Origin of the sequence: Commensalibacter communis (assembly GCF_947179015.1) — a bacterium.
Lineage (GTDB): Bacteria > Pseudomonadota > Alphaproteobacteria > Acetobacterales > Acetobacteraceae > Commensalibacter > Commensalibacter communis.
In genome coordinates this window covers 12,941-36,729 of record NZ_CAMXCM010000010.1, presented here as the reverse complement: position 1 = coordinate 36,729, position 23,789 = coordinate 12,941, and the positions used below count along the sequence as shown (strand labels likewise).

Genomic DNA, 23,789 nt, shown 5'->3' with positions numbered 1-23,789 from the left:
CGAAAACTGTAAGATTAAGTCAGAAATAATGAATAAAGAAAAAGACGACACACGTCAAATCGCTTTTGAAGCACTTTGTCAAGTTTTGGAACGTAACCGTTCTTTGGATGCTGTTTTAGACCATCTATTATCTCGTCATGCGGATAGTCGCGACAAAGCTGCTGCTTATCGATTAATTGTGTGCTGTTTACGACAAAAGGGCGTATTAGAAGCCATTATTGAACCTTTATTACGACGAGCGCCCCCTCAGCCTGTTTCTGTCATTTTGTTGTTAGGTGTTGCACAAATTATATTTTTGGAAACACCAAGGCATGCGGCAATTAATACAACGGTGAATTTGGCTCGTAAAAACGGATTTTCTGGGTTTACAGGTTTGGTGAATGCGGTTTTACGTAAAGTCGCCGATCAAGGAAAAGAATGTTTAGAAGGGCTCGATCAAGAGCGTTTAAATTTACCATCTTGGTTATGGCAAGAATGGGATAAAGCAGGCTTTCATCCACGCCAATTAGCGCAATGCTTGAATTATGAAGTGCCTTTGGATCTTTCCGTAAAAGCGGGTTTGTCTGCTCCAGAGGGTGGAACATTATTATGCGCAGATAGCTATCGTTATCCCGTCGGCACAAAAGTCAATCATTTGTCTGGATTTGAAGAAGGACAATTTTGGGTGCAAGATGTGGCTGCTTCATTACCTGCATATTTACTGAATGTGCAACAGGGTGAAACAGTCGCCGATTTATGTGCTGCACCTGGTGGAAAAACCGCTCAGCTTGTGATGGCTGGCGGACAAGTCGTGGCTGTTGAAAAAGATCCAAAACGCATTAAACGCTTAAAAGAAAATTTGGCTCGCTTGCAGTTACAGGCAAAAATTGTGCAATCGGATGCTGCTCAATTGCAATATAAAGACGAATTTGATGCAATTTTATTAGATGCCCCATGTTCTGCCACAGGTATTTTTCGACGCCATCCAGACGTGTTACATATCAAAAAACCAAAAGAAATTAGCACATTGGTCAACGTGCAACGTCAATTAATCCAGGCAGCCCTAAACTATTTAAAACCAGGTGGGCGGTTAATGTATAGTGTTTGTTCGTTACAAACGGCCGAAGCGGAAGAGCAAGCACGATATATGTCTAGTTTGCCTGAATTATCCCCTTTACCATTAACCGTTGATGACGTTCCGTTTTTGCCCGAAAGTATTACAAAGGAAGGCTGGGTTAGGACATTGCCCTCTATGTGGTCAGAAAAAGGGGGATTGGATGGATTTTTTATGGCTAGATTTATTAAAAAGTGATTTACTATGATGTATGAACGCAATTTTGCTAAAAAAACAGAGAAATTGGCAAAATTGTATGAATATCATATTTCTTTTTATCTGATTTAATGTCATTTTATTGAACTATTACAATAAAGTGTGAATCCTTTTATCATTCGAATGGAGTTTTTATGCCAGCTTTAGCCGTTCCTCTCATTGCCCCAAGTATCCTTTCTGCAGATGCTGCTCGTTTTGGTGAAGAAATCAAGGCCGTTGATGAACAAGGTGCGGATTGGATTCATTTGGATATTATGGATGGGCATTTTGTGCCGAATATGACGTTTGGTCCTTCGGTTATCAAAGCGTTGCGACCTTACAGTAAACTCCCTTTTGATGTGCATTTAATGATTCAACCTGTCGATTTATTCATCGAGCCTTTTGCCAAGGCAGGGGCAGATCATATTTTATTCCATATCGAAGCAGGTCCACACGCACATCGTACGTTACAAACAATCAAATCTTTTGGAATCAAAGCAGGGATTGTATTATGTCCGTCAACCCCAGCACAGGCAATTTCTGAAGTCTTGGATATGGTGGATACAATTTTAGTTATGACCGTCAATCCAGGCTTTGGCGGGCAAAAGTTTATTGCAAGCCAACTGCCAAAAATACAACAAATTCGCCAAATGGCTGATGCCACAGGACGGGATATTCGTATCAGTGTTGATGGCGGTATCACAGAGGAAACAGCACCATTAGTGATTAAGGCTGGGGCAGATGTTTTGATTGCTGGCACATCGGTTTATGGTCAAAAAGATTACCGTCAAGCGATGAATGCATTGCGTGGAACAGATAGAAAATAACAATTATTTATTATCTGTTGAACAAGAAGGGGGCAGGTCAGGATGGCTTTACAAAGCATGCTACGAAAAATGCGGCTGTCTTTGGCACGTTTGCCCCCCGTTGGTTATGGTAAACTCCCGTTAAATCCAGCCTATTTCTTGCGTGATTTATGGAATGGAAATTCCATTTATGGAATGCATCTGACCAAAGGGGAATTGATCTACAAAGATTATATCATCCCTTTGCAGCCAGGATTGTGGGGTAAGCAAAATATTCCTGTTGATGGGTTATGCAAGATTTACGATTTTTCTTGGTTACGTGATTTACGGGAATTTGGCACTGATAATGCCAGATTATGCGCACGTGCTTTAATCGTTGATTGGATGAGCCGTCCACCCAATACTCAGCATAAGGTTGCTTATCGTAGCGATATTTTAGGAAAGCGACTAATAAATTGGCTGGGTCATTATGATTTTTTTGCCTCCTCGGCAGATGAGGCATTTAAACGGCAATTCATGCATCGTGTTCTAATAGAAGGGCGTTATATAACAGCCATGTTACCTCCAACCGCAGGCAGCTATTATGCATTTGCGATGTTGAAAGGGGTCATGGCTGTTTCATTGTGCTTGCCAGAACAATTTGATTTATCCGTAAAAATAACCCGATGTTTAAAAAATGAGCTGGCCAACCAAATTTTAGAAGATGGTGTTCATATAGAGCGTAACGCCGAAATCCAATTAATGGTGTTACAAGATTTGGTTGAAATCAAATTAATGTATCAACTTACTAAACAACGACCACCCAATGAATTAACTAGTGCTTTGGATAATCTGAGCAGAGCATTAAGAGCACTACGCCATGGTGATGGTGGACTGGCTCTATTTAATGGATCAAACGAATCAAATCCGCAATCCATTGATCGTATTTTATTTCATGCAACCCAAAAACGCGTTGCGATGACCAATATGACCAAAGGGGGATATATTCGTTGTTATGCCAACAGGGCGACTTTGTTGGTTGATAGTGGAACACCTGCGGACATTGGCCGTAGAAGTAAGCATGCAGGGTGTCTTTCTTTAGAATTCTCGGTAGGTAAACAGCGTGTTTTTGTCAATTGTGGGGCGGGTGAAACCAAAACATGGCGATCAATTTTGGGATGTACCGCTGCGCATTCTGTACTTGATTTGAATGGCACGGATTCAGTAGAATTCGTGCAGGGCAAAGTGGCCTCTCATTTCGAAGCCGTTGCTAAACACCATATAGAGGAGGGTGCACATCTTCTAGAGATGGGGCATAATGGCTGGTTAAAACGTTATGGTGTTATTTATCAGCGAATTATTTATTTATCGTCAAATGGTCAAATCTTGAAAGGCGAAGAGCGTATCGACGGCCCTCAACAATATCCTTTTATGGTGCGTTTTCATCTTCATCCTTCTATTGTCGTTGAAGAGGATTTTATTGAGTTTGTCAATGGTAAGCCCGAGCATGTTTATGCATTAATGGCCAATAATCCTCATGAAGGTCGACAAATTTGGTGGTTTCGGTTTTCTGGTGCAAATGCAAGAATAGAAGAAAGTGTTTATTTTGGTAGTGGTAGCCGTGTATTAAGCAAACAAATTGTGTTATATGTAACGGTTCCAGAGAAGAAAAATAAGGATGAGGTCGTTTCTGTTCAAACAGAATTATTATCCAAGACAGATGAAACACACGAAGTCGATACTCAAACGGTATTGGCTGAACAACCAGAGGAAAGTTCAGATTATGTGGCTATTTTTCATAATAAAAACAATGATCAAGGAAGTTGGCAGGAAAGCGATCCTGCTTTACATTCTGAAACAGTGCTTGAAACAACTGTGCCGCAAGAAACGGTAATATCAGAGCCGACAGAGAATCACGAAAAAGAAAAGCACGCTCTTGAAACGGATAACCCCATAGAAGAAGTTGATGCACCGCAAATTGTTCGCTGGGCGTTGCACCGTAAATTATAGATTGTCATTATGAAAATTCTTGAAGTCACTAATGTTGATTTTTCATTATATCAGTTCCTACTGCCCTTGATGCGCGGTTTAAAAGCACAAGGACATGAGGTCATTGGCGTTTGTGCAGAAGGGGATTTGTTAACCAAGGTTCGGCAAGAGGGTTTTGACATTCAGACAGTGCCCTTTATTCGTTCCTATGCGCCCATCGGTCAAATAAAGGCACTATGGGCGATTTATAAAATTATAAAACAGGAAAAGCCTGATATTGTTCACGCACATATGCCTATTAGTGGTTTTTTGACCAGACTGGCAGCGTTTTTCTGTGGTACGCCGATCATTGCTTATACATGTCATGGTTATTTATTTAATCAAGCAGGACAAGGGGTTAAATCTTGGATCAGACGCGGATTATCGTTTGCTTTGGAATGGTCTGCTGGACAAATTACTGATTTATATATGACGGTTTCTGCCGAAGAAGCCAAAGATGCTAAAAAATTAAGAATACATTCACAACCTGTTTATATTGGGAATGGCAGAGATCCTGTGAAATTTGCACCAGATTCAACCATTCGTTCTGCAATACGTCTAGAGATTGGGATTGATGACGATAAAACAGTGTTTCTAATTGTTTCTCGCTTAGTGCGTCACAAAGGATATCCTGAATTATTAGCAGCATTTATGGCACTTGCTGCACGAAATATGAATATCGAACTATGGATTGTTGGGGAAAGATTATCTTCCGATCATGGACATGCGTTAGATCGTGCATTTGACACCGCCAAAGAAAAATTAGGTGATCAGCTTCGTTTATGGGGATACAGAGACGATATTGACCAATTGATGAAAGCGGCGGATGTTTTTGTGCTACCCAGTCATTTCGAAGGGTTACCTATGTCTATTGTCGAGGCAATGTTGTCGGAATTACCCGTCATAAGCACCGCAATTCGTGGCCCACGTGAACAAGTAGAGCATAAAAAGACGGGGTTATTAGTGCCTGCTGGCTCAGTGCAAGAATTGGCAAAGGCGATGGCATGGATGATTGAATATTCAAAGGAACGTCAAGCAATGGGTCGGCTTGGTCGACAACGTGGCGTGGCGTGTTTTACTGAAGAGCAGCAATTACAAAAAGCAATGCGGACATTATTACCCCATTAACGCTTTATGAGTGTTTTTGTAAATCCTGTATTAACCATAATTGAATGACGGATAGAATATAAGTTTGCTCATCTGAGGTCAAAGGACGTTTTTGAGCAATCTGATACCATTTTTGCAGGCATCCTCGACAACAAGTTGCCGTAGCGTGTTGGGCGATAAAGACAGGATGTCCTTTCCAAGGGGTTTGCTTGCCATCATTTTTAGGCTCGGCTGGAGCAAGTCGCTGCGCGATAAAATCATGCGCGTGAGACATAATTTTATCCATTCCTTGCTGATCTAGATACGCAAGTTCATTGTCTTTTAACGTAAAACGAGCCCGAAAAGTAGAATTATGTAATCGTTTCAAAATATCATGAGGTGAGGGAAGAGGCATGTTTGCGAGTTTCTTGTTATATTTTGTGGGGAGTTTCCTTGTCGAAAGGATCAGTGCGTTAATGCATTTCAGAATATAATTTTTTTTATCGAACCATACATTCCCTCATGCTCGATTTCCCCAAAATGAGGATTCATCATTAATATAAGAGATAATACCAGAATATGATTTTTAGGGCATGTTGATCCATCGCCATCATGTTTTTTCAGGCAAAAGTAGGCTCAACGTCATCGGGTTTGACGTATTACCCCATGAACAGAATGGGCATTAGATCATGATTAATTTCATGTCCCTTTTTCAAGAATTTGAAATAAACTCCATTTGCTCTTCAGATATTATGAATTTTTATTACATTGATTTCATATTAAATCCACGCCAACTTTATTTCGTTTAACCACAAATAGTCTCAATTTTATCATACCGATATAATGTTTGTTATTTCTTACATCCTTCGGTAATACCTTTATAAACAGGATCAGCACCTTGCTGTAAATAAGCCAAGATTTGTGGGCTATTATAGATATAAAACCGTGGCATATCGCCCAATAATTGTAATCGTTTAACCACAGAGGCAAAATTTAAATAAGATTCAGTGCCACTGACTGGGATATTTTTATCAGCGATCACTTCTGAAGGTTTCCTATCTAATACAGAAAGATCCGCTTTTTTATCTTGGATCAATAGTTTGGCAATCGTGATATCCCCTAAGACGCACATATCGATGGTAACACTGGTATCTTTGGTATTTTCGTAACATTTTTCTACTGCCGAGCCCAATCCTTGTAACCCATTTTGACAGTAAGGAGGTGTGAATTGCTTAATAGCCGTTTCAATTGTCAAAGGCAGCATCGCAACAGGTGCAGGCACTGCATTAGCCGTCAAAGGGAAAAACAATAATAAAGAGATAAAGGGCAGGTATTTTTTGATCATAATCGTTATGTTTCAATTCATCGTATATAGGGTCAGAATAGTAAATTACTGTTTATTCTATGAAATATAAAGTTTTTTTACTCTTTATTTTTTATTCAACTCAGGTGAGAATACTAAATTTTTAGAGATATCTTACACAGCTAAATAAGTCGATGGTAAAAACCAACAGGATTATTACAAAATATTTCTATTCAAGTATAGCAATGATAACTGGAATGCAATGGCATAAATTGTGCACTTTGTATAATTCTTATGAACAAATATGGACTAAGTTTCATCAGATGATTGGATTTGCTTTCCTAGTACAGAATGCTTTCGACCATAGCTGTAATATCCAAAAAAACCAACCAATGCATAGGAAACTAATAAAATCATTGGAATAGGATTATGATGAAATATAGATGCAACCATATCAATCAATAGCGGAACAATCATCGTTAAACAACACATAATGCCTAACAACGGAATATATCCAATCCATACTCCTTTTATTTTAAAACCTCCAAAAGGTACTTTAAAAGGACGTGGTAAATCTGGATGTGCATTCCGTTGCCAGATAACGGTTAGGCATACAATACTAAACGCAGTGGCAGTCCCAAGGCTGACCAAATCGCTAATAATATCTATAGGCAAAAAAGCAGTGGCAACGGAAACGCATATACCTAAAATGAGCGTGCCTAGCCAAGGCGTTTTGTATCGAGAATGTAATTTACAAAATGCAGGGGGTAATAATCCGTCTTTCGCCATGATGAAAAAAATACGGGTTTGACCATATAATAATACCAACATAACAGAACATAGCCCAATAACAGCGCTGATTTTCAAGGTCCATGTTAAGAATGGAATATTGATATAATTGGTGGCAATCGCTAATGGATCGGAAACATTTAATTGTTTGTAAGGCACGACACCGACTAAAACAAAAGCAACCCCAATATAGATTAAAGTGGATATAACCAAGGAGGCAATAATGCCAAAAGGAATATCAGTTTGTGGTTTTCTTGCTTCTGATGCGGCGGTAGAGACGGCCTCAAAACCAATATAAGCAAAAAATATGGTCGATGCAGCTCTGAATATTCCTGTTGTCCCAAAATTCATAGTACCTGTTGATTCAGGGATAAAAGGGGTTAAATTCACAGGGTTAATATAGAAAATTCCAATGGCAATAAATAATATTAAAATCCCAACCTTTAATGTCACGATAATTCCATTGATTGTTGTAGATTCTGAAACACCAAATAATAAGGCAATTGAAGCAATAATAACCGAAATTGCACCAACCAAGTCAATCGATTTGGTAACCATAATTCCTTTGCCATATCCTTCGGGTGATGGTTGAAACATCGGATGATGGATAAAGGAAGGTAGGTTAATATGAAAATCTTGTAGCAAAGAGGCGCTGTAACTTGAAAAGCCAGAGGCTACGGAAACGGCTGAAATCCCATACTCCAACAGTAACAGCCATCCAACTGCCCATGCAAACTTTTCACCTAATGAAGTATAAGCATAACTATATGCAGACCCCGCAACGGGGATTGTAGAAGAAAGCTCACCATAAGAAAGTGCAGTAAAGAGACAAGCAATTGCGGCAATAATGAAAGATAATACAACAGCCGGTCCTGCGAAATTAGCTGCGGCAGTACCTGTCATAACGAAAATCCCTGCACCGACTGTGGCACCTACTCCAATGGTGGTAAGACGCCAAGGGCCTAAACAACGACGCAAACCGTGGGAGTTCGCTTCTTTTGTAATTTGTTCAAGGGATTTACGTTTTGAAATAAGGGACATACTTAAAATTTAATTGGCGGTAAAATCAGTTCTTCATTGAACAACTGATTTACTCGTGAAATGTAAAACAGTAATCGTCAAAGCACGCTGTTTAATAAGGCGCTCTTTGACGAAAAATATTAATCTGGTAGCGATTCTTTGCGTTGTTTAATGATGTCCTGGACATGTTCTTCAATCGCTAGACCAATTTTATCTGCTTCATTAGCAAAAATATGATTGGCTTTTGGTAAGATACGGTAGTCTACATCAATGCCTTTTTGTGCATTCAGCTTTTCAACAAGTTTATCGATTTCCCCAACAGGTACTATTGTATCGGCTTCACCTGCAATCATTAATCCACCACAAGGACAAGGAGCCAAAAAGTTAAAATCATAATGGTTAGCAAGCGGAGCGACGCTGATCCAGCCTTGGATTTCAGGGCGGCGCATCAAAAGTTGCATCCCAACGAACGCACCAAAGGAATATCCGCTGATCCAGAGTTCATTGGAGTTTGTATTGGCCATTTGCAACCAATCCAACGCAGCGGCTGCGTCAGAGATTTCACCAATGCCACCATCATATTCCCCCTGAGAGCGTCCAACCCCCCGAGAATTATAACGTAATACAGAAAAACCCAAATTTTGAAACGTTTGATACATCGTATAGGTAATACGATTGTTCATCGTTCCCCCTTGCAAGGGATGTGGGTGAAGAATTAACGCAAGAGGGGCGTTAGGTTCATGAGAATGATGATACCGCCCTTCAAGACGACCTGCAGGACCTGCAAACATTACCTCTGGCATATAATTATCCGTTAGTTAGATATAATGATAAACTGGATTGTTGGAAAATAATCACAGAGCTTACTTCTATAAAACGATTTTATATAAAGGAAAAGCATTTTTAAAGAATTTAATCATCTCACTGTGATTAAATTACATAATATTCGTCTTATTTTGTCATTTTATAATAAGTTATGAAATTATCCTTTTTTTCCTTGAGAAAATATTGGTAAATTTTGTAAACTAACTGACCATTTTCCTATATTGAAGATTTAAAATGAATAAGCCTGTTTATCTAGACGCGAATGCCAGCGAACCTGTTCGAGATTCTGTTATATCAGAGATGGTCAAAGCGTTGCATATCACGGGCAACCCTTCTTCTGTTCATGCGATGGGGCGGCGTTGTTATCATATGATCGAGGATGCACGTGAAGTGGTTGCAGATCATTTCGGTGGCGATGTTCAAAATTGTATCTTTACCTCTGGTGGAACAGAAGCCGATATTTTGGCGATTCATGGACAAAAGCAAGATCGCCCCCTATGGGTTGGTGCAACGGAACATCCCGCAATCAGTCAAATTGATTATCCTAAAACCATTTTACCCGTGACTCAGCAAGGTATTGTTGATCTGGGCTTTTTAGAGCAATCACTCCAACAGGCGGAAACGCCACCGTTGGTCTGCTTAATGCTGGCGAATAGTGAAACGGGCGTACTGCATCCTATCCAAGAAGCAGCGGAACTGTGTCATCACTATGGTGCTTTGCTGCATGTCGATGCGGTTCAGGCCGCAGGGCGTATAAAAATTGATCTGTCAGAACTGGGCGCAGATAGCTTGGCGATTTCTGCTCATAAAATGGGTGGGCCTAAAGGAATTGGAGCTTTATTATTGGCATCAGGAAATATCAGAGGGGCTAAACGATTAGATCCTTTGTTTGTTGGCGGTGGTCAAGAACAAGGACGTAGAGGCGGGACACAAGCACTACCAATGATCGTCGGAATGGCGGAAGCTGTAAGGGCTTCTTATATTCAAGATCGAACGGCTATTATTAAAATGCGTGATGCGATTGAAGCAGCAGCGAAAAAACACGGTGCTGTGGTTTGTGGAGAGGGTGCCAAGCGGTTGGATAATACGTCTTGTTTAGCATTCGAAGGGAAATCAGCCCAGCAACAGTTGATGGCCTTGGATATGGCAGGGTTTTGCGTGTCGACGGGATCGGCTTGCTCTTCGGGTAAAGTGGCAAAATCCCCTGTGTTAATCGCCATGGGATTACAGCATTTGGCTGGCTATAGTATTCGTGTTTCTTTGCCTTGGAATAATAACGAACAAGAAACAGAACAATTTATAGAGGCTTATTGTCGAATGGTTGCTTCATAGAGATTTGTAAAGGTTGAGATATCTTGGATCAATGTATCTATTTAGATTATCAAGCGACTACCCCTTGTGACCCACGAGTCGTGGAGGCAATGTTGCCTTATTTCACCAATTCTTTTGGCAATGCCCATTCGGATCATGCGTTGGGGCAACAAGCCCAACATGCGGTTGAACACGCACGAGCGCAAGTAGCTGGATTATTAGGCGTTTCACCAACCGAAATTATTTTTACTTCTGGTGCGACGGAAGCCAATAATATCGCCATTCAAGGGGCTGTTAAATATTTACTAAAACAAGGTAATCCAGCGCGCAGAGTTATTACGGTTTGTACAGAGCATAAAGCTGTCTTGGAAACCATTCATTCTTTGGCTGAATGGGGGATTGAAATTGTTATCTTGCCCGTTGATGATGAAGGGTTGATTGATCCAGAGCATTTAAAAAAAGCTTTAGAAACGCCAACATTATTGGTCAGTATTATGGCTGCGAATAATGAAACAAGTGTATTGCATCCAATTGAGGAATTGGCTCAAATCGCGCATGAATATGGGGCTTTATTTCATTGCGATATGGCGCAAGCGATTGGTAAAATTAGTCCTTTGTCATTCCAACATATTGATCTTGCATCACTATCAGGACATAAACTTTATGCCCCCAAAGGGGTTGGTGCCTTATATATCAGCCGTAAACCCAGAGTAAGGGTGTCCGCTTTGTTTCATGGTGGTTATCAAGAAAGAGGGATTCGTTCTGGGACGCTGGCTGTGCCTTTGATTGTTGGGTTAGGGGCTGCGTGTGAGATTTTAAAGCAAGAAGGAAAGCAAGAAATTTCAGGCTTGGCACAGTATAAACAACAATTTCTAGAGGGACTACGCAAGGCAATTCCAGCAATAAGATTAAACGGTTCTTTGGAAAAATCTTTGCCAAACAGTATGAATTTATGGTTTCCTGGGGTGCAAGCTCTTGATCTTTTCAAGAAAACGCCTCATTTATATTTATCAACAGGATCTGCTTGCACGATGTCTTCTTTGATGCCGTCTTATGTTTTATTGGCGATGGGTAAATCAAAAGAACAAGCATTACAAAGTTTGAGATTATCGTTTGGTCGGATGACAACGTACCCTCAAATACAGCAAGTTATTGATGCTTTATCTTGTGCTTATGAAGATATTATGGCAGGAAGATAATCATTTTATTTAAAGGAAGTTAAAAATGCCTCGTATGACATTTATTGAACGTGACGGCACAGAACGTGAAGTTGATGCGCCTGTTGGATTGTCTGTTTTGGAGATTGCTCATAAAAATGATATTGATCTAGAAGGTGCTTGCGAAGGTTCTTTGGCTTGTGCAACTTGTCACGTTGTGGTTAATGCTGAATGGTGGGATAAGCTGAAAACTGCAGCGGAGGAAGAAGAAGATATGTTGGATATGGCATTTGGGTTGGAAAAAACCTCTCGCCTTGGATGTCAAATTATTATGACCGAAGAATTAGACGGTCTCGTTGTTCGTTTACCAAGATTGTCATAGAATAATGCGTATTATGGTTGCCATGTCTGGCGGTGTTGACAGTTCTGTCACTGCGGCTTTGTTAAAAGAGCAAGGACATGATGTTTTTGGGGCTACATTACAGTTGTATGATGCACGTGGTGTGGTGAAAAAAGGATCATGTTGTGCAGGACAAGATATTCGTGACGCCCGCAGAGTTTCTGATCAACTCGGAATTCCTCATTATGTGATTGATGCTGAAGATCGTTTTCACCAAACGGTGATAGATCGCTTTGCACAATCTTATACACGGGGGGAAACGCCAGTTCCTTGTATCGAGTGTAATCAAGGGGTTAAATTTACTGACCTGTTGAATATGGCTCGGGAATTAGGCGCAGATGCAATGGCAACTGGACATTATGTGCGTCGGATAGAAGGTGCCAATGGGGCGGAACTTCATCGTCCTGTGGATATGAGCCGCGATCAATCTTGGTTTTTATTTGCGACAACCTCTGAACAATTGGAATTTTTACGTTTCCCTTTGGGTGCAATGCCGAACAAAGATATTGTTCGTCAAGAGGCTGAACGTTTTGGATTAACGGTTGCACAAAAATCCGATAGCCAAGATATTTGTTTTGTTACGGATAAGTCTTATATTCAGATCGTTGAAAAACTATCTCCTGAAGGATTGGAAAAAGGAGAGATTGTGAATGAAACAGGCGAAGTTCTGGGACAGCATGAAGGGATCGCCCATTACACAGTAGGGCAAACCAAACGCCTGGGGAATCTTGCAATGCGTCAAGGCGACAAGCAAATGGTATTGCGTATTGATTCTCAGACCAGACGGATTGTTATTGGTCCAAAACAAGATGCGGGTCGTAAGCAATTTTATTTGCGTGATTTAAATTGGTTGATGCCTATACCCGAACAGGAAATGCGTTGCAATGTTCAAATTCGTGCGCGCGAACAAGAACGTTCTGCGACTATAAGAATATTACCAGACCAACGGGTGCAAGTTGAATTAGATGAAGTGGGTAATCCTGCCCCTGGCCAAGCATGTGTCTTTTATCAGGGCTCTCGAGTTTTGGGCGGTGGGTTTATTACTTTGGCATAATATCAAATAATATTTTTCTTTTCTTCTATAAGTTGCTGTTGTATTACAGAGGATGCCTGAGAGATGGCTTCTTTGGGTATTAGCAATGAATCGTTACATATTAGGATACCGCAGTTGTTTTTAAAATCATCTTTGACCCATATAAAATCTTATATTTTGTGTGTTCTTGCGTTATTAGTGGTATCTATTTGTTGTATCTTTGATCAGACCGCTCATGCTGCGATTAGTATTGGGTGGACTAATCAAGTTGACTTAGCAAAAATTGCACAAGTCAATGGTGCTTATCGCAAAGCATTAGGGGAGCGGATTTATTGGAAACAATATGATGATGATTTCCAAATGCTTCACGATTTGGCGATTGAAAAAATTGATTTTGCCCCTGTTGGATTAATTGCCTTGACCTCTGCGGTGACAGCGGGTCTACAAGTACGCATTATTGCCATTAGTTCGCAATATGGCACAGGTAGTGGATTGGTTTTGCGTAACCAAAGCCATATTGATAAACCAGAATTTTTGGTTGGAAAAAAGATTGCTGTGCCTTTTCTTACTTCTGCTCATTATAGTTTGTTAAAAGCATTAGAACATTGGAAAATTGACTTTCATCAAGTTCAGTTAATTAATATGCCTGCTGATAAAATCGAAGATGCTTGGAAAAAAGGGGATATAGACGGGGCTTATGTTGATGGGATTACGTTGCTACATTTCCAAAAAGATGGACATGTATTGGTAACATCGCAACAGCTTGCGGATTGGGGAAATCCCACCTATGTTTTTTGGGTGACAATGGATAATAAGATTGCTGAAAAGCCTTATAGTGTTGAACCTTTTGTCAATACAACGTTAAGTATGATTAAAGGATTTAACCAACGAAAAGACCAATTAACGCCGCAGTCTAAAGATGTTGTAGATGTTTCGAAATTATTAAAAATTTCTCCAGAAGAAACATTGACCTTATTAAAAGGCAATCTTTATATAGGACAAAGAGAGCAATCTTTGATATTCGAGCGTCGTTTACCTGTATATCTAGGAAATGTTGCTTTATTTTTACGTAGTTTAAATGTGATGAATAATGTTTTATCAGATTATTTGATTTACATTTATCCAAGTTTTGTTGATGACGCAAAGATCAAATAGTTATTTACATTCTATTAATCATTAAGAAGGAGAACGTTCTGTCATGATGGATAAAACATCAAGGATAATGACAGTGCTGCCTCCTAAAGAAGGATTTTCGGCTGATTGTGTTGGTGCGGTTGGGTTGCTGGTGCGTCGTTTAGCACAACCTAATGATTTAATCGTCGGTAGGGCGCTGACCAGCTTACCATTCCCAGGGTTGCGTTATTTAGAGATTTCTAAAAACTGGTTTTCAATCTTTATAAAAAACAAAGCATATCGTTATGGTGTGGCTAGTGTGGTTAGAAAATATCGCCCTTGTTTGATTGAAATTCATAATCGTCCTGAAATAGCTTTGTTTATTGCTCAAAGATTTCCAAAAATACCCGTAACCCTGACATTGCATAACGATCCATTGTCGATGAGGGGACTAAAGACTAGTATAGAACGCAAAAGAATATTGCGTAAAGTGCATGTTGTTGCGGTATCTCAATGGGTGAAAGAACGTTTCTTATCGCGTCAAGTTGTGGGTAATATTACTATATTGCCCAATAATATCGATCTTCAAGAAATTCCTGAATATGTTCCAATTCCAGAGCGAGAAAAAAAAATTTTATTCGTTGGTCGTGTGGTTGCAGATAAGGGGGCGGATTTATTTGTGCAGATATGTGAACAGTTTTTGCAAATAGATCCAACATGGACAGTGGAAATTATCGGTGCGGATCGTTTTGATATGAATAGTCCTGAAACGCCTTTTATTCAGCAATTGAAACATCAAATTAAGTCAAAACAGATCCATATGACGGGATACTTGCCCTACGATCAAGTATTGCAAAAGATGGCGCATGCCTCGGTGGTTATTATGCCCAGCCGATGGTCTGAACCTTTTGGTATGACGGCTTTGGAGGCAATGGCATGTGGAACTCCTTTGTTGGCGTCCTTCGTGGGGGCATTGCCTCAAATCGTGGGGCAGGGTGGGTTGTTGATAGATCCTAAAAAGCCCGAACATGCGGTGCTATTATTATCTAAATTACTTAAAAATATGCAATTACGACAAGAGTTATCAGTAAAAGCGATACAACAAGCCTCTGTGTATAATAAACAAGATGCATTTCAAAGATTGGTCGCATTCAGAAAAAGAATATGCTCTGCTTTAACCGTTGAGCATTATTAATAAAAGTTTTTTTTACGCTGCGATTATTATAGAATACGGCATTATGCTGGGTTATATGGAATCGTTATTAGCATTTATATGTTGAGTGGTGCAGTTTTTATATGGTTACAAGTAAAAAAATGTCAGATTTTTTTCAATATACTTCAATTGGTGCAACGCTTATTTTGCCACTCTTTTTGACGCATTTCAGAGGGATCGCAGATGGATTAATCAGTTATGTAGCTATTTGTTTTATATTGAATTGTTTGATTAACAAAGAATGGGAGTGGACGAAACAAACTTGGGTAATGCTGATGTTTGCTTGGTGGGGATGGTTGTTGATTTGCACCATCCCTTTTGGTTCATTTTCAGGCTATGCAACAAATGGCAGCTTCTTTCAAGCGATAGGTATTGTGCGCTTCTTGTTTTTTATTATTGCTCTTCAACAATGGGTGTTAAGAGAAGTAAAATATCGCAGATGGTTGGCTTATGTGATTATATTTTGTACCGTTTACATTTTACTTAATATGCTAGCTCAGCTCATTATCGGGTATAATATTTTAGGGATGCCACGTTATCTTGATGGAACTTTGACGGGTCCTTATGAACATCCTCGGGCTGCTGCACCATTATCACGTATTTTATTACCGGTTACTTTGGCTGGTTGTGCTTATTTATTATGGGAATATAAAAAACCTAAAGGTCAAATTTATACATTATTATGCTTGCTATTTGTGATTGGAATGATGGTCTTGGCAGGACAAAGAATGCCTTTTGTTTTATTTGTATTTGGTTTAGCAATCGCAACGATTTGGTTAAAATATCTGCGCGTTGTCGCATTGGCAGCGCTGGTTGCAATTCCTATGTTGATACTTGTGACTGCTTTTACCTCTCCTGAAAGTTTTAATCATTTGGTAACGCATTTCATAGACCAAATGTCCCATTTTTCATCCAGCCCTTATGGGTTAGTGTATGTCAGAGCATTCGTTATGGGGATTATGAATCCGTGGGCAGGGTTAGGGTATGATGCGTTCAAGCATGCTTGTGGTAATCCAATTTATTTTCATGGCTGGCCATTTTGGGATCCAAGCTCTGGAAATGGTGGGGGAGCAATTATTTGTTTAACGCATCCTCATAATCATTATTTACAGATTTTTATTGATGCGGGTATTCCTGGATTACTATTATTTATTTTAACGATTTGCAGTTTATTGATTGAGCTGACAAAAGGATTAACAATCACAGTAACAACCAAAAATCAAGCCATTCAAAAAGCATGGTGTGTGGGATTATTTGCAGCAGTTTTTATTCATGAATGGCCTTTATCCTCGACGAGCAGCTTTTTTAATATGCCTTTGGGGGGATGGTTTTTCTTATTACTGGGCATGGGTCTAGCATATAGTTGGGATTATCAAACAACAATCAAAGAAAGAGAGAGTAGAGATGTCTGAAATTAAAGATACAGTGCCAGTGACGGTTCTGACAGGATATTTGGGTGCAGGTAAAACGACTTTGTTAAATCATATTTTAACGCAACAACACGGTAAGAAATATGCGGTGATTGTGAATGAATATGGTGAATTGGGCATTGATAATGATTTGGTCGTTGATGCAGACGAAGAAATCTTTGAAATGAATAATGGCTGTGTTTGTTGTACGATCCGTGGGGATTTGGTGCGTATTTTAGGCACATTGATGAAACGCCGCACGAAATTTGATGGGATTATTGTGGAAACGACGGGTCTGGCTGATCCTGCGCCTGTGGCACAGACTTTTTTTGTCGATGAAGATGTAAAGCAAAAAACCAGACTGGACGCGGTGATTGCTGTGGTTGATGCTCAACATGTGACGCAAACCTTGGATGATAGCAAAGAAGCGGTCAATCAAATCGCATTTGCTGATGTGATTTTGCTGAACAAAACTGATCTTGTGGATGAAAAGACCTTAAAAACAGTCGAGCAATGGGTTAAAGCGATTAATCCTTATGTGGCTTTATACCATACGCAAAAAGGTCAAATTGCATTAGATAAAATTTTAAATCGTGGTGGGTTTGATCTAAAAAAAGCCTTGGAACTCGCACCAGATTTCTTGGATAATCATCACGATCACGATCACGATCACGATCACGATCACGATCACGATCACGATCATAAGCATGACCATGACCATGATGCACATCATCATCATGGGGATGGCGTGACTAGCATTTCTTTATTGGAAGATAAACCTTTAGATTCAAAACGCTTTGACCTTTGGATAGGTTCTGTTTTGCAACAATTTGGTGTCGAGTTGTTACGTACTAAAGGAATATTAAATTTCTCTGATTCCAAAGAATGTTTTGCGTTTCAAGCCGTCCACATGATGGCTGATGGGGATTTTATTCGCCCTTGGAAAGAAAATGAAAAAAGATGTTCTAGGTTGGTCTTCATCGGTCGCCATTTAGATGAAAACAAACTTCGCGATGGCTTTAAAAGCTGTATTGCTCAGTAAGAGAAGATAGGAACAAACATGCAAGCACCACTTCAATTAATTGACAGCCGAGGACAATTTAAAGAGGTTGAAGGCAATATCATTGGCTGTGTTCATTCTCAAGACGGTCAATATATTGCTTTTGCGACTGCGGATGGGGATTTATGGTTGGTTGCTCGTAAAGACTTGCAACAACCTAACAATTGGCAAAAATTACAGCCTCATGAAGGGGGAATATTATGTCTATCACAAGATATGACGCCCTCTGGCTTTATTACTGCGGGCGACGATAATAAAATTTTACGCACTATTCCAGGAAAAGAGCCTGAATTATTGCTAAAAACCAAACGATGGGCAGAGCGTATGGTCACTTGGTTTGATGAAACCAATGTTGGCATAATGGTTGCTTTTACAGTCGGGAAAGAGGTTCATATTTATCAAGATCATTTTGATGAACCGAAAACCATTATAGAACATGAATCAACCGTCAGTGATTTGGTGTTTAACCAAGATGGTCAAAAGTTGGTAACTTCTTATTATAATGGTGCTACTTTATGGTCTTTGAAAGACAATACCAAGGTTAAAGAGTTTACTTGGAAAGGCAGCCACTTGGTTGTTGCATTGCATCCACAGGAAGAGGCGATTGTAACCTCTATGCAAGACCACGATCTACATGGGTGGCGTGTTTCTGATGGTCATAATATGCGCATGAGTGGGTATCCAGTGAAAGTACAATCACTTAATTTCTCTAAAGAAGGTAAGTGGTTGGCAACCAGTGGTGCTGAAGCAGTGGTGATGTGGCCTTTTTTTGATGGGGGGCCGATGGGCAAACCACCTGTTGAATTGCCTGGTATTCCTGGTGGATATTGCACGATTGTGCGGTTTCATCCTGTTTATGGGGATTTGCTGGCCGCAGGGTTTATTGATGGCAGTGTTCTATTAATCAGCCCAGATGGGGAAAAAGTATTGCCAATCAGCTTGGGGCAAGACAAAGCATTTGGCGCAATTACTGCTTTGAACTTTAACAATTCAGGTGATATCTTGTGCTTTGGTACTGAAAAAGGCATTATTGGATTGGTCGATTTGGCAGCATCAGCATAGGTAACTTCTGATGGTTTTCGAGCAAATTATCGACCTTGTTTTTGTATTTTATGAATAATTTTTCCTAATTCATATCGTTCATCACAAATTTGGAAAAGCTCTCTGTTTGGGGCGGCTTTTCCACGAAAAGACCCATGCCATAAGGTAACAAGAATACCTGATTGCTTAACCGCCTGGATTGCAGGGATCAAGTCACCATCCCCTGTGGCAATAATTAAGTGGTCAATCTGTTTCGTCAAAGCAAGTTGCATCATATCAACAACCATCAAGATATCGACGCGTTTTTGATGAAAGCTGAGCGAATTACCCTCTTGATCTTCATATTTAGACAAGAAACCAAGCCTTACTTCGAAATGAGGAAGGAATTTCAGCGCCTCGAAGAAATTCATTTTTCCTTCATAAAGGTTTCTATCGTCTTCAGCTGTTGAAAAATCCAAGCTGGGCAGACAATTATAGTAAAAAGTTCTGAATAAAGAATGGTCCGAAGTGATTTCTTTCACTAACTTTTCGTAGTTAATTTGTAAATTAGGAAATTCTTGCCGTGTAATATATTCAATATACCCAGCGTCAAGAAGAATTGCACAACGAGAAGGAATTTGCATATTTATAACCAATTTAATTCAGTAATGCCCGTATACTATGCGAATTCTGTTAAAAAATATATATTTTAATTGGAAAAAATCAAAAAAAATATAAATTTATCGAAACGTTAATTTTTGGTTATTTTGGAATCGTTATTTTTGCTTCGTTTTCAGGTTCAACATGAATATTAACGGAAATCAAACCAACTGCTTTTCTCAGAGCCATTTCAATTTTGTCACATATTTCATGGGCTTTGTAAACATTCATTGTGCCAGGAACAACCAAATGAAAATCAATGAACGTCATTGCACCGACTTGGCGAAAGCGAACCATATGGAACTCTAATGCTTCGGTGGCATTTGCTTTGATGATTTCGTAAATATGTTCTGTGACTTGCTTTGGCGGTGCTTGATCCATTAACCCGTTAAAAGAGTCAACAATCACGTGTAATCCCACGCGTAGAACATTAATAGCAATACAAAAGCCTAAGATCGCATCCAGCAAAGACCATTGAAACAGTGGGATTAAAATGAAGCCACAAATTAGCCCCACTGTTGTCCAAACGTCCGATAAAATATGCTCTCCACCAGCAATCAACGCAGGAGAACAATATTTTCTACCGACTTTGATCAGAATAATACACCAAAATAAATTGACGATACCCGCAGAACCATTGAATAATATCCCAATAAAAGGTGCTGTGGGCAGTTTAGGATGCTGCCAAGCTTCGACTGATTCATATAAAATTAATGCCGCCGTGGTTAATACGAGTAAACCTTCGATGGCTGCGGAAATATATTCTGCTTTATGATGACCATAAGGGTGTTGCTGATCGGCAGGGCGAGATGCAAAAATTAACGCAACACATCCCAAGATGGCAGCTGCAACATTAATCAATGTTTCCAGCATGTCCGAATAGAACGCAACACTGTTTGTAGTATACCAAGCTATGTATTTTAGAGTAAATACGAGGATACTGATAAAAATGCTGCCAATACTAAACAGTATTTTTTTATCTTGGATCACTTTGACAATCATAGAGGTAATTTCTATTGTTATGTTGAAATATCATACGGTTTCAGCGTGCGCTAAAAGACAAATCTCGGCTTCATGCTGTAATTCAATTTGAATGGTTGTATGTCCAATTTTAAACTGATCTTTTAACTGCTGAGAAGTAACAGATAGGAAATCATCTAAACGATGGTCAACATTACTGACCAAATGAACGGTCAACGCTGTTTCTGTGGTGCTCATTGCCCATATATGCAAGTCATGTAAATCAACGATACTGGGCAATGCACGTAAATATTGTTCGACATTTTTGCGATTGATATTGGTAGGCACGCCATCCACCGCCAAAGTCACAGAATCCTTAAGTAAAGACCAAGTTCCCATAATAATAACAATTGAAACAACAAGGCTGATAATTGGATCCAATAGGTTAAAGTTGGTAAAGAGAATAATAATCCCTGTAATGACAACCCCCAAAGAAAGCAACGCATCATAAGCCATGTGTAAAAATGCGCCTTTAATATTCAGATCTTCTTTGTGTCCAGAGGCAAACATCATGGCGGTTACGCCATTGACCACCACACCAATTGCTGCCACAATAATGACTGTCCATCCAGCAACAGGTGCGGGGTGAAAAATACGTTCGATGGCTTCTAAGATAATACCACCTGTGACGATCAACAAAATCACAGCATTGGTCAGGGATGCGAGAATAGAAGTCCTGCGATATCCATAAGTGAAGTTATCAGTTGGTTTTTTTTGCCCCAGAATTGCGGCAATCCAAGCACATGCCAACGCAAGAATATCCGAAAGATTATGTCCAGCATCGGCTAATAATGCCAAAGAGTTACCCCAAAACCCCCATGCTGCTTCGGCGATCACGTAAATCAGGTTTAACGTAATACCGACCGCAAAAGCAGTGCCAAAAGATTTTGGAACATGGTGATGTCCATGTGCATGCGAATGCGAATGTGTATGGGAGTGACCATCGCATCCATGATGGTCGTCATGTGAATGGTCATGTTCATGATGATGAGTGGAATGATCGGACATGACAGGCGATCCTTTGGGGATGAGGGTGGGATTTTAATTGATAAAATAAGAAGGATATATAAATATGTATTTAATTTTCATATTATATACTCATTTTGGTGATAAATATAAATAGTTTTCTATGCTATTTATAAGGTATATCCTGAAATAAACTTGCTTAACTATTTTATTAATATTTTTCACAGTTATAAAGCCGATGATCCGAATTACAGAACTTAAACTTCCTCTTAATCACAGTGATGCAGATTTAAAAAATGCACTCCACGAACGCCTTGCAACCCATATTATTGATTACCACATTGTTCGTCGTGGTTATGATGCACGCAGACGGGGTCATATTTTATTGGTCTATACGATTGATTGCACTGTCGAGAATGATACGGATTGTTTGAATGTTCACACGCAAGATAAACATATTCAAAAAGCACCCGAAGTGAAGTATCAATTTGTTGTTGATCGTGCTGATGGTGAACAATTATCCAGCCAGTCTTCCTATCAGCGACCGATTGTGATTGGGGCTGGGCCCTGTGGATTTATGGCTGGGCTTTTATTAGCACAAATGGGACTACGCCCATTGATTTTGGAACGTGGTAAAGCGGTTCGGGAACGCACAGTGGATACTTTTGCGTTTTGGCGTAAAACGAATTTTAATCCAGAAAGTAACGTGCAATACGGCGAGGGTGGGGCTGGAACATTCTCTGATGGAAAATTATATACGCAAATCAGTGATCCGAATCATTATGGATATAAAGTTTTAACGGAATTTGTCAAAGCGGGTGCGCCTGAAGAGATTTTATATCTCTCCAAGCCCCATATCGGAACATTCCGCTTGGTCAGTATGGTAGAACAAATCCGTGCTGAAATTGAATCTTACGGCGGATCTTATCAATTTAGTGCGCATGTTGATTCAATATTGATGGATAAAGACCGTCAAATTATGGGGGTCAAGTTGACGGATGGCACTGAAATCGCCAGTCGTCATGTGATCCTCGCGACAGGGCACAGTGCCAGAGATATGATGGCATCTTTATACAAAGATGGAGTTGCTATTCAAGCCAAACCTTTTTCTGTTGGGGTGCGTATAGAACATCCTCAATCCATGATTGATAAAGTCCGCTTTGGCCCTCAGGCTGGTCATGAAAAGCTGGGGGCAGCAGATTATAAATTAGTGCATCATGCAGGCAATGATCGTGGCGTTTATTCTTTTTGTATGTGTCCTGGTGGAACAGTGGTAGCCGCTGCTTCAGAAGAGGGGGGCGTGGTAACCAATGGAATGAGCCAATATTCCCGTGCGGAACGCAATGCCAATGCGGCATTGGTGGTCAGTGTCGACCCTCAAAAAGATTATCCAGATAATCCTTTGGCCGGTATTGATTTTCAAAGAGCATTGGAACGCAAAGCCTTTGTCTTGGGTGGATCAGATTACAAAGCTCCTGTCCAACGTGTGGAAGATTTCCTTGCTGGTCGAGCAACAACTGCATTGGGGGAAGTCATTCCTTCTTATAAGCCAGGCATCACCCCCAGTAATTTGATTGATATATTACCGAATTTTGTAGTGAATGCTATCAAAGAGGCTCTACCTTCTTTTAATCGTAAATTGTCCGGTTTTAGCTTTGCCGATGCAGTGATGACAGGTGTTGAAACCAGAACCTCTTCGCCTGTTCGTATTCCCAGAGAAGAAAATGGTAACAGTATCAATACACAAGGTCTGTATCCTGCAGGCGAAGGGGCTGGCTATGCTGGCGGGATCATGTCTGCTGCGATCGATGGAATAAAAATGGCCGAGGCTGTGGCAAAGGATTTAATGTGTAAATAATACTTGTTACGAACGTGGGGCGAATAGAATAATACTTGCCCCGATTAAACAAATTGCTGCACCTGTGATATCCCATTTATCAGGTGGGGTATCTTCGATCGCCCATAACCATATCAAAGAACAAAGAATATAAATTCCACCATAAATCGCATAAGCACGTCCAGCAACATCTACATTAACTTTAGTTAACATCCATGCGAAAAATAACAAAGAGAACGTGCCTGGGATGATCCATAACGGGGTCTTGCCCAAACGTACCCATGCCCAAAATGAAAAACATCCCGCAATTTCTGCAAAAGCAGCCAAGAAATAAAAGATAAAAGATATCATTAATTTATCCAAAAAAAAGCGCTGATTTTTTAATAGAGTTTCCGCTATAAATGAGTTATAAAGGAATAATCAAGTTGATGTAAAGCGTAACTGAATGGCAATGAATTTGTATATG

The 23,789-nt window shown here is 39.9% G+C and carries 22 protein-coding genes; 14 read left to right on the top strand and 8 right to left on the bottom strand.

Annotated features, from left to right (window positions below):
- Positions 1–28 precede the first annotated feature (28 nt).
- The 4 genes from PQG54_RS11180 to PQG54_RS11165 all read left to right on the top strand — a co-directional run bounded on the left by PQG54_RS11180 (position 29) and on the right by PQG54_RS11165 (position 5,229).
- A complete protein-coding gene (locus PQG54_RS11180; protein WP_271790632.1) occupies positions 29–1,291 on the top strand; it encodes an RsmB/NOP family class I SAM-dependent RNA methyltransferase in 1,263 nt (420 codons plus the stop codon).
- Positions 1,292–1,443: 152 nt separating this feature from the next.
- Entirely contained in the window at positions 1,444–2,115 is a 672-nt protein-coding gene (gene rpe, locus PQG54_RS11175) for a ribulose-phosphate 3-epimerase (RefSeq protein ID WP_271790631.1), read from the top strand.
- Between the two features lie 42 nt (positions 2,116–2,157).
- On the top strand, positions 2,158–4,083 hold the full coding sequence (locus PQG54_RS11170; protein WP_271790630.1) for a heparinase II/III family protein: 1,926 nt from the start codon (positions 2,158–2,160) through the stop codon (positions 4,081–4,083).
- A 9-nt stretch (positions 4,084–4,092) separates the two neighbouring features.
- A complete protein-coding gene (locus PQG54_RS11165) occupies positions 4,093–5,229 on the top strand; it encodes a glycosyltransferase family 4 protein (protein WP_271790629.1) in 1,137 nt (378 codons plus the stop codon).
- Between the two features lie 4 nt (positions 5,230–5,233).
- Here PQG54_RS11165 and PQG54_RS11160 read toward each other — a convergent pair whose 3' ends face one another.
- The 4 genes from PQG54_RS11160 to PQG54_RS11145 form a co-directional block, all read right to left on the bottom strand.
- Positions 5,234–5,602, bottom strand: a complete 369-nt coding sequence (locus tag PQG54_RS11160; RefSeq protein ID WP_271790628.1) for a DUF4186 domain-containing protein — start codon at positions 5,600–5,602, stop codon at positions 5,234–5,236.
- Between the two features lie 435 nt (positions 5,603–6,037).
- Entirely contained in the window at positions 6,038–6,532 is a 495-nt protein-coding gene (locus tag PQG54_RS11155) for a hypothetical protein (RefSeq protein ID WP_271790627.1), read from the bottom strand.
- A gap of 267 nt (positions 6,533–6,799) precedes the next feature.
- Positions 6,800–8,320, bottom strand: coding sequence for an APC family permease (locus PQG54_RS11150; protein ID WP_271790626.1), 1,521 nt, complete (start codon positions 8,318–8,320; stop codon positions 6,800–6,802).
- Between the two features lie 119 nt (positions 8,321–8,439).
- On the bottom strand, positions 8,440–9,102 hold the full coding sequence (locus tag PQG54_RS11145) for an alpha/beta hydrolase (protein WP_271790625.1): 663 nt from the start codon (positions 9,100–9,102) through the stop codon (positions 8,440–8,442).
- A 256-nt stretch (positions 9,103–9,358) separates the two neighbouring features.
- Here PQG54_RS11145 and PQG54_RS11140 point away from each other — a divergent pair, with 256 nt between their 5' ends.
- From PQG54_RS11140 to PQG54_RS11100, 9 genes are all read left to right on the top strand, one after another.
- A complete protein-coding gene (locus PQG54_RS11140) occupies positions 9,359–10,456 on the top strand; it encodes a cysteine desulfurase family protein (protein ID WP_271790624.1) in 1,098 nt (365 codons plus the stop codon).
- 23 nt (positions 10,457–10,479) lie between these two features.
- A complete protein-coding gene (locus PQG54_RS11135) occupies positions 10,480–11,634 on the top strand; it encodes a cysteine desulfurase family protein (protein WP_271790623.1) in 1,155 nt (384 codons plus the stop codon).
- Between the two features lie 25 nt (positions 11,635–11,659).
- A complete protein-coding gene (locus tag PQG54_RS11130; RefSeq protein WP_271790622.1) occupies positions 11,660–11,974 on the top strand; it encodes a ferredoxin family 2Fe-2S iron-sulfur cluster binding protein in 315 nt (104 codons plus the stop codon).
- Positions 11,975–11,978: 4 nt separating this feature from the next.
- Entirely contained in the window at positions 11,979–13,046 is a 1,068-nt protein-coding gene (gene mnmA / locus PQG54_RS11125; protein ID WP_271790621.1) for a tRNA 2-thiouridine(34) synthase MnmA, read from the top strand.
- A 63-nt stretch (positions 13,047–13,109) separates the two neighbouring features.
- Positions 13,110–14,180: a taurine ABC transporter substrate-binding protein gene (locus PQG54_RS11120; RefSeq protein WP_271790620.1), complete on the top strand. Its 1,071-nt coding sequence runs from the start codon at positions 13,110–13,112 to the stop codon at positions 14,178–14,180.
- A 43-nt stretch (positions 14,181–14,223) separates the two neighbouring features.
- Positions 14,224–15,333 (top strand): glycosyltransferase family 4 protein, encoded by a 1,110-nt coding sequence (locus tag PQG54_RS11115; RefSeq protein ID WP_271790619.1) that lies wholly within the window; start codon positions 14,224–14,226, stop codon positions 15,331–15,333.
- 119 nt (positions 15,334–15,452) lie between these two features.
- A complete protein-coding gene (locus PQG54_RS11110) occupies positions 15,453–16,763 on the top strand; it encodes an O-antigen ligase family protein (protein ID WP_271790618.1) in 1,311 nt (436 codons plus the stop codon).
- Positions 16,756–17,802 carry a CobW family GTP-binding protein gene (locus tag PQG54_RS11105; protein WP_271790617.1) on the top strand — a complete coding sequence of 349 codons (1,047 nt, stop codon included), beginning with the start codon at positions 16,756–16,758 and terminating at the stop codon, positions 17,800–17,802. The genes PQG54_RS11110 and PQG54_RS11105 overlap by 8 nt, the downstream gene beginning before the upstream one ends.
- Before the next feature lie 18 nt (positions 17,803–17,820).
- Positions 17,821–18,882, top strand: a complete 1,062-nt coding sequence (locus tag PQG54_RS11100; RefSeq protein WP_271790616.1) for a WD40 repeat domain-containing protein — start codon at positions 17,821–17,823, stop codon at positions 18,880–18,882.
- A 26-nt stretch (positions 18,883–18,908) separates the two neighbouring features.
- Here PQG54_RS11100 and PQG54_RS11095 read toward each other — a convergent pair whose 3' ends face one another.
- From PQG54_RS11095 to PQG54_RS11085, 3 genes are all read right to left on the bottom strand, one after another.
- Positions 18,909–19,484: an NYN domain-containing protein gene (locus tag PQG54_RS11095; protein WP_271790615.1), complete on the bottom strand. Its 576-nt coding sequence runs from the start codon at positions 19,482–19,484 to the stop codon at positions 18,909–18,911.
- A gap of 118 nt (positions 19,485–19,602) precedes the next feature.
- A complete protein-coding gene (locus PQG54_RS11090; RefSeq protein WP_271790614.1) occupies positions 19,603–20,502 on the bottom strand; it encodes a cation diffusion facilitator family transporter in 900 nt (299 codons plus the stop codon).
- Between the two features lie 30 nt (positions 20,503–20,532).
- A complete protein-coding gene (locus PQG54_RS11085; RefSeq protein WP_271790613.1) occupies positions 20,533–21,528 on the bottom strand; it encodes a cation diffusion facilitator family transporter in 996 nt (331 codons plus the stop codon).
- Between the two features lie 196 nt (positions 21,529–21,724).
- Between PQG54_RS11085 and PQG54_RS11080 the strand changes: the two genes are divergently transcribed.
- Positions 21,725–23,344, top strand: a complete 1,620-nt coding sequence (locus PQG54_RS11080) for an NAD(P)/FAD-dependent oxidoreductase (protein ID WP_271790612.1) — start codon at positions 21,725–21,727, stop codon at positions 23,342–23,344.
- A 6-nt stretch (positions 23,345–23,350) separates the two neighbouring features.
- Here PQG54_RS11080 and PQG54_RS11075 read toward each other — a convergent pair whose 3' ends face one another.
- Positions 23,351–23,674, bottom strand: coding sequence for a YnfA family protein (locus PQG54_RS11075; protein ID WP_271790611.1), 324 nt, complete (start codon positions 23,672–23,674; stop codon positions 23,351–23,353).
- Positions 23,675–23,789 lie beyond the last annotated feature (115 nt).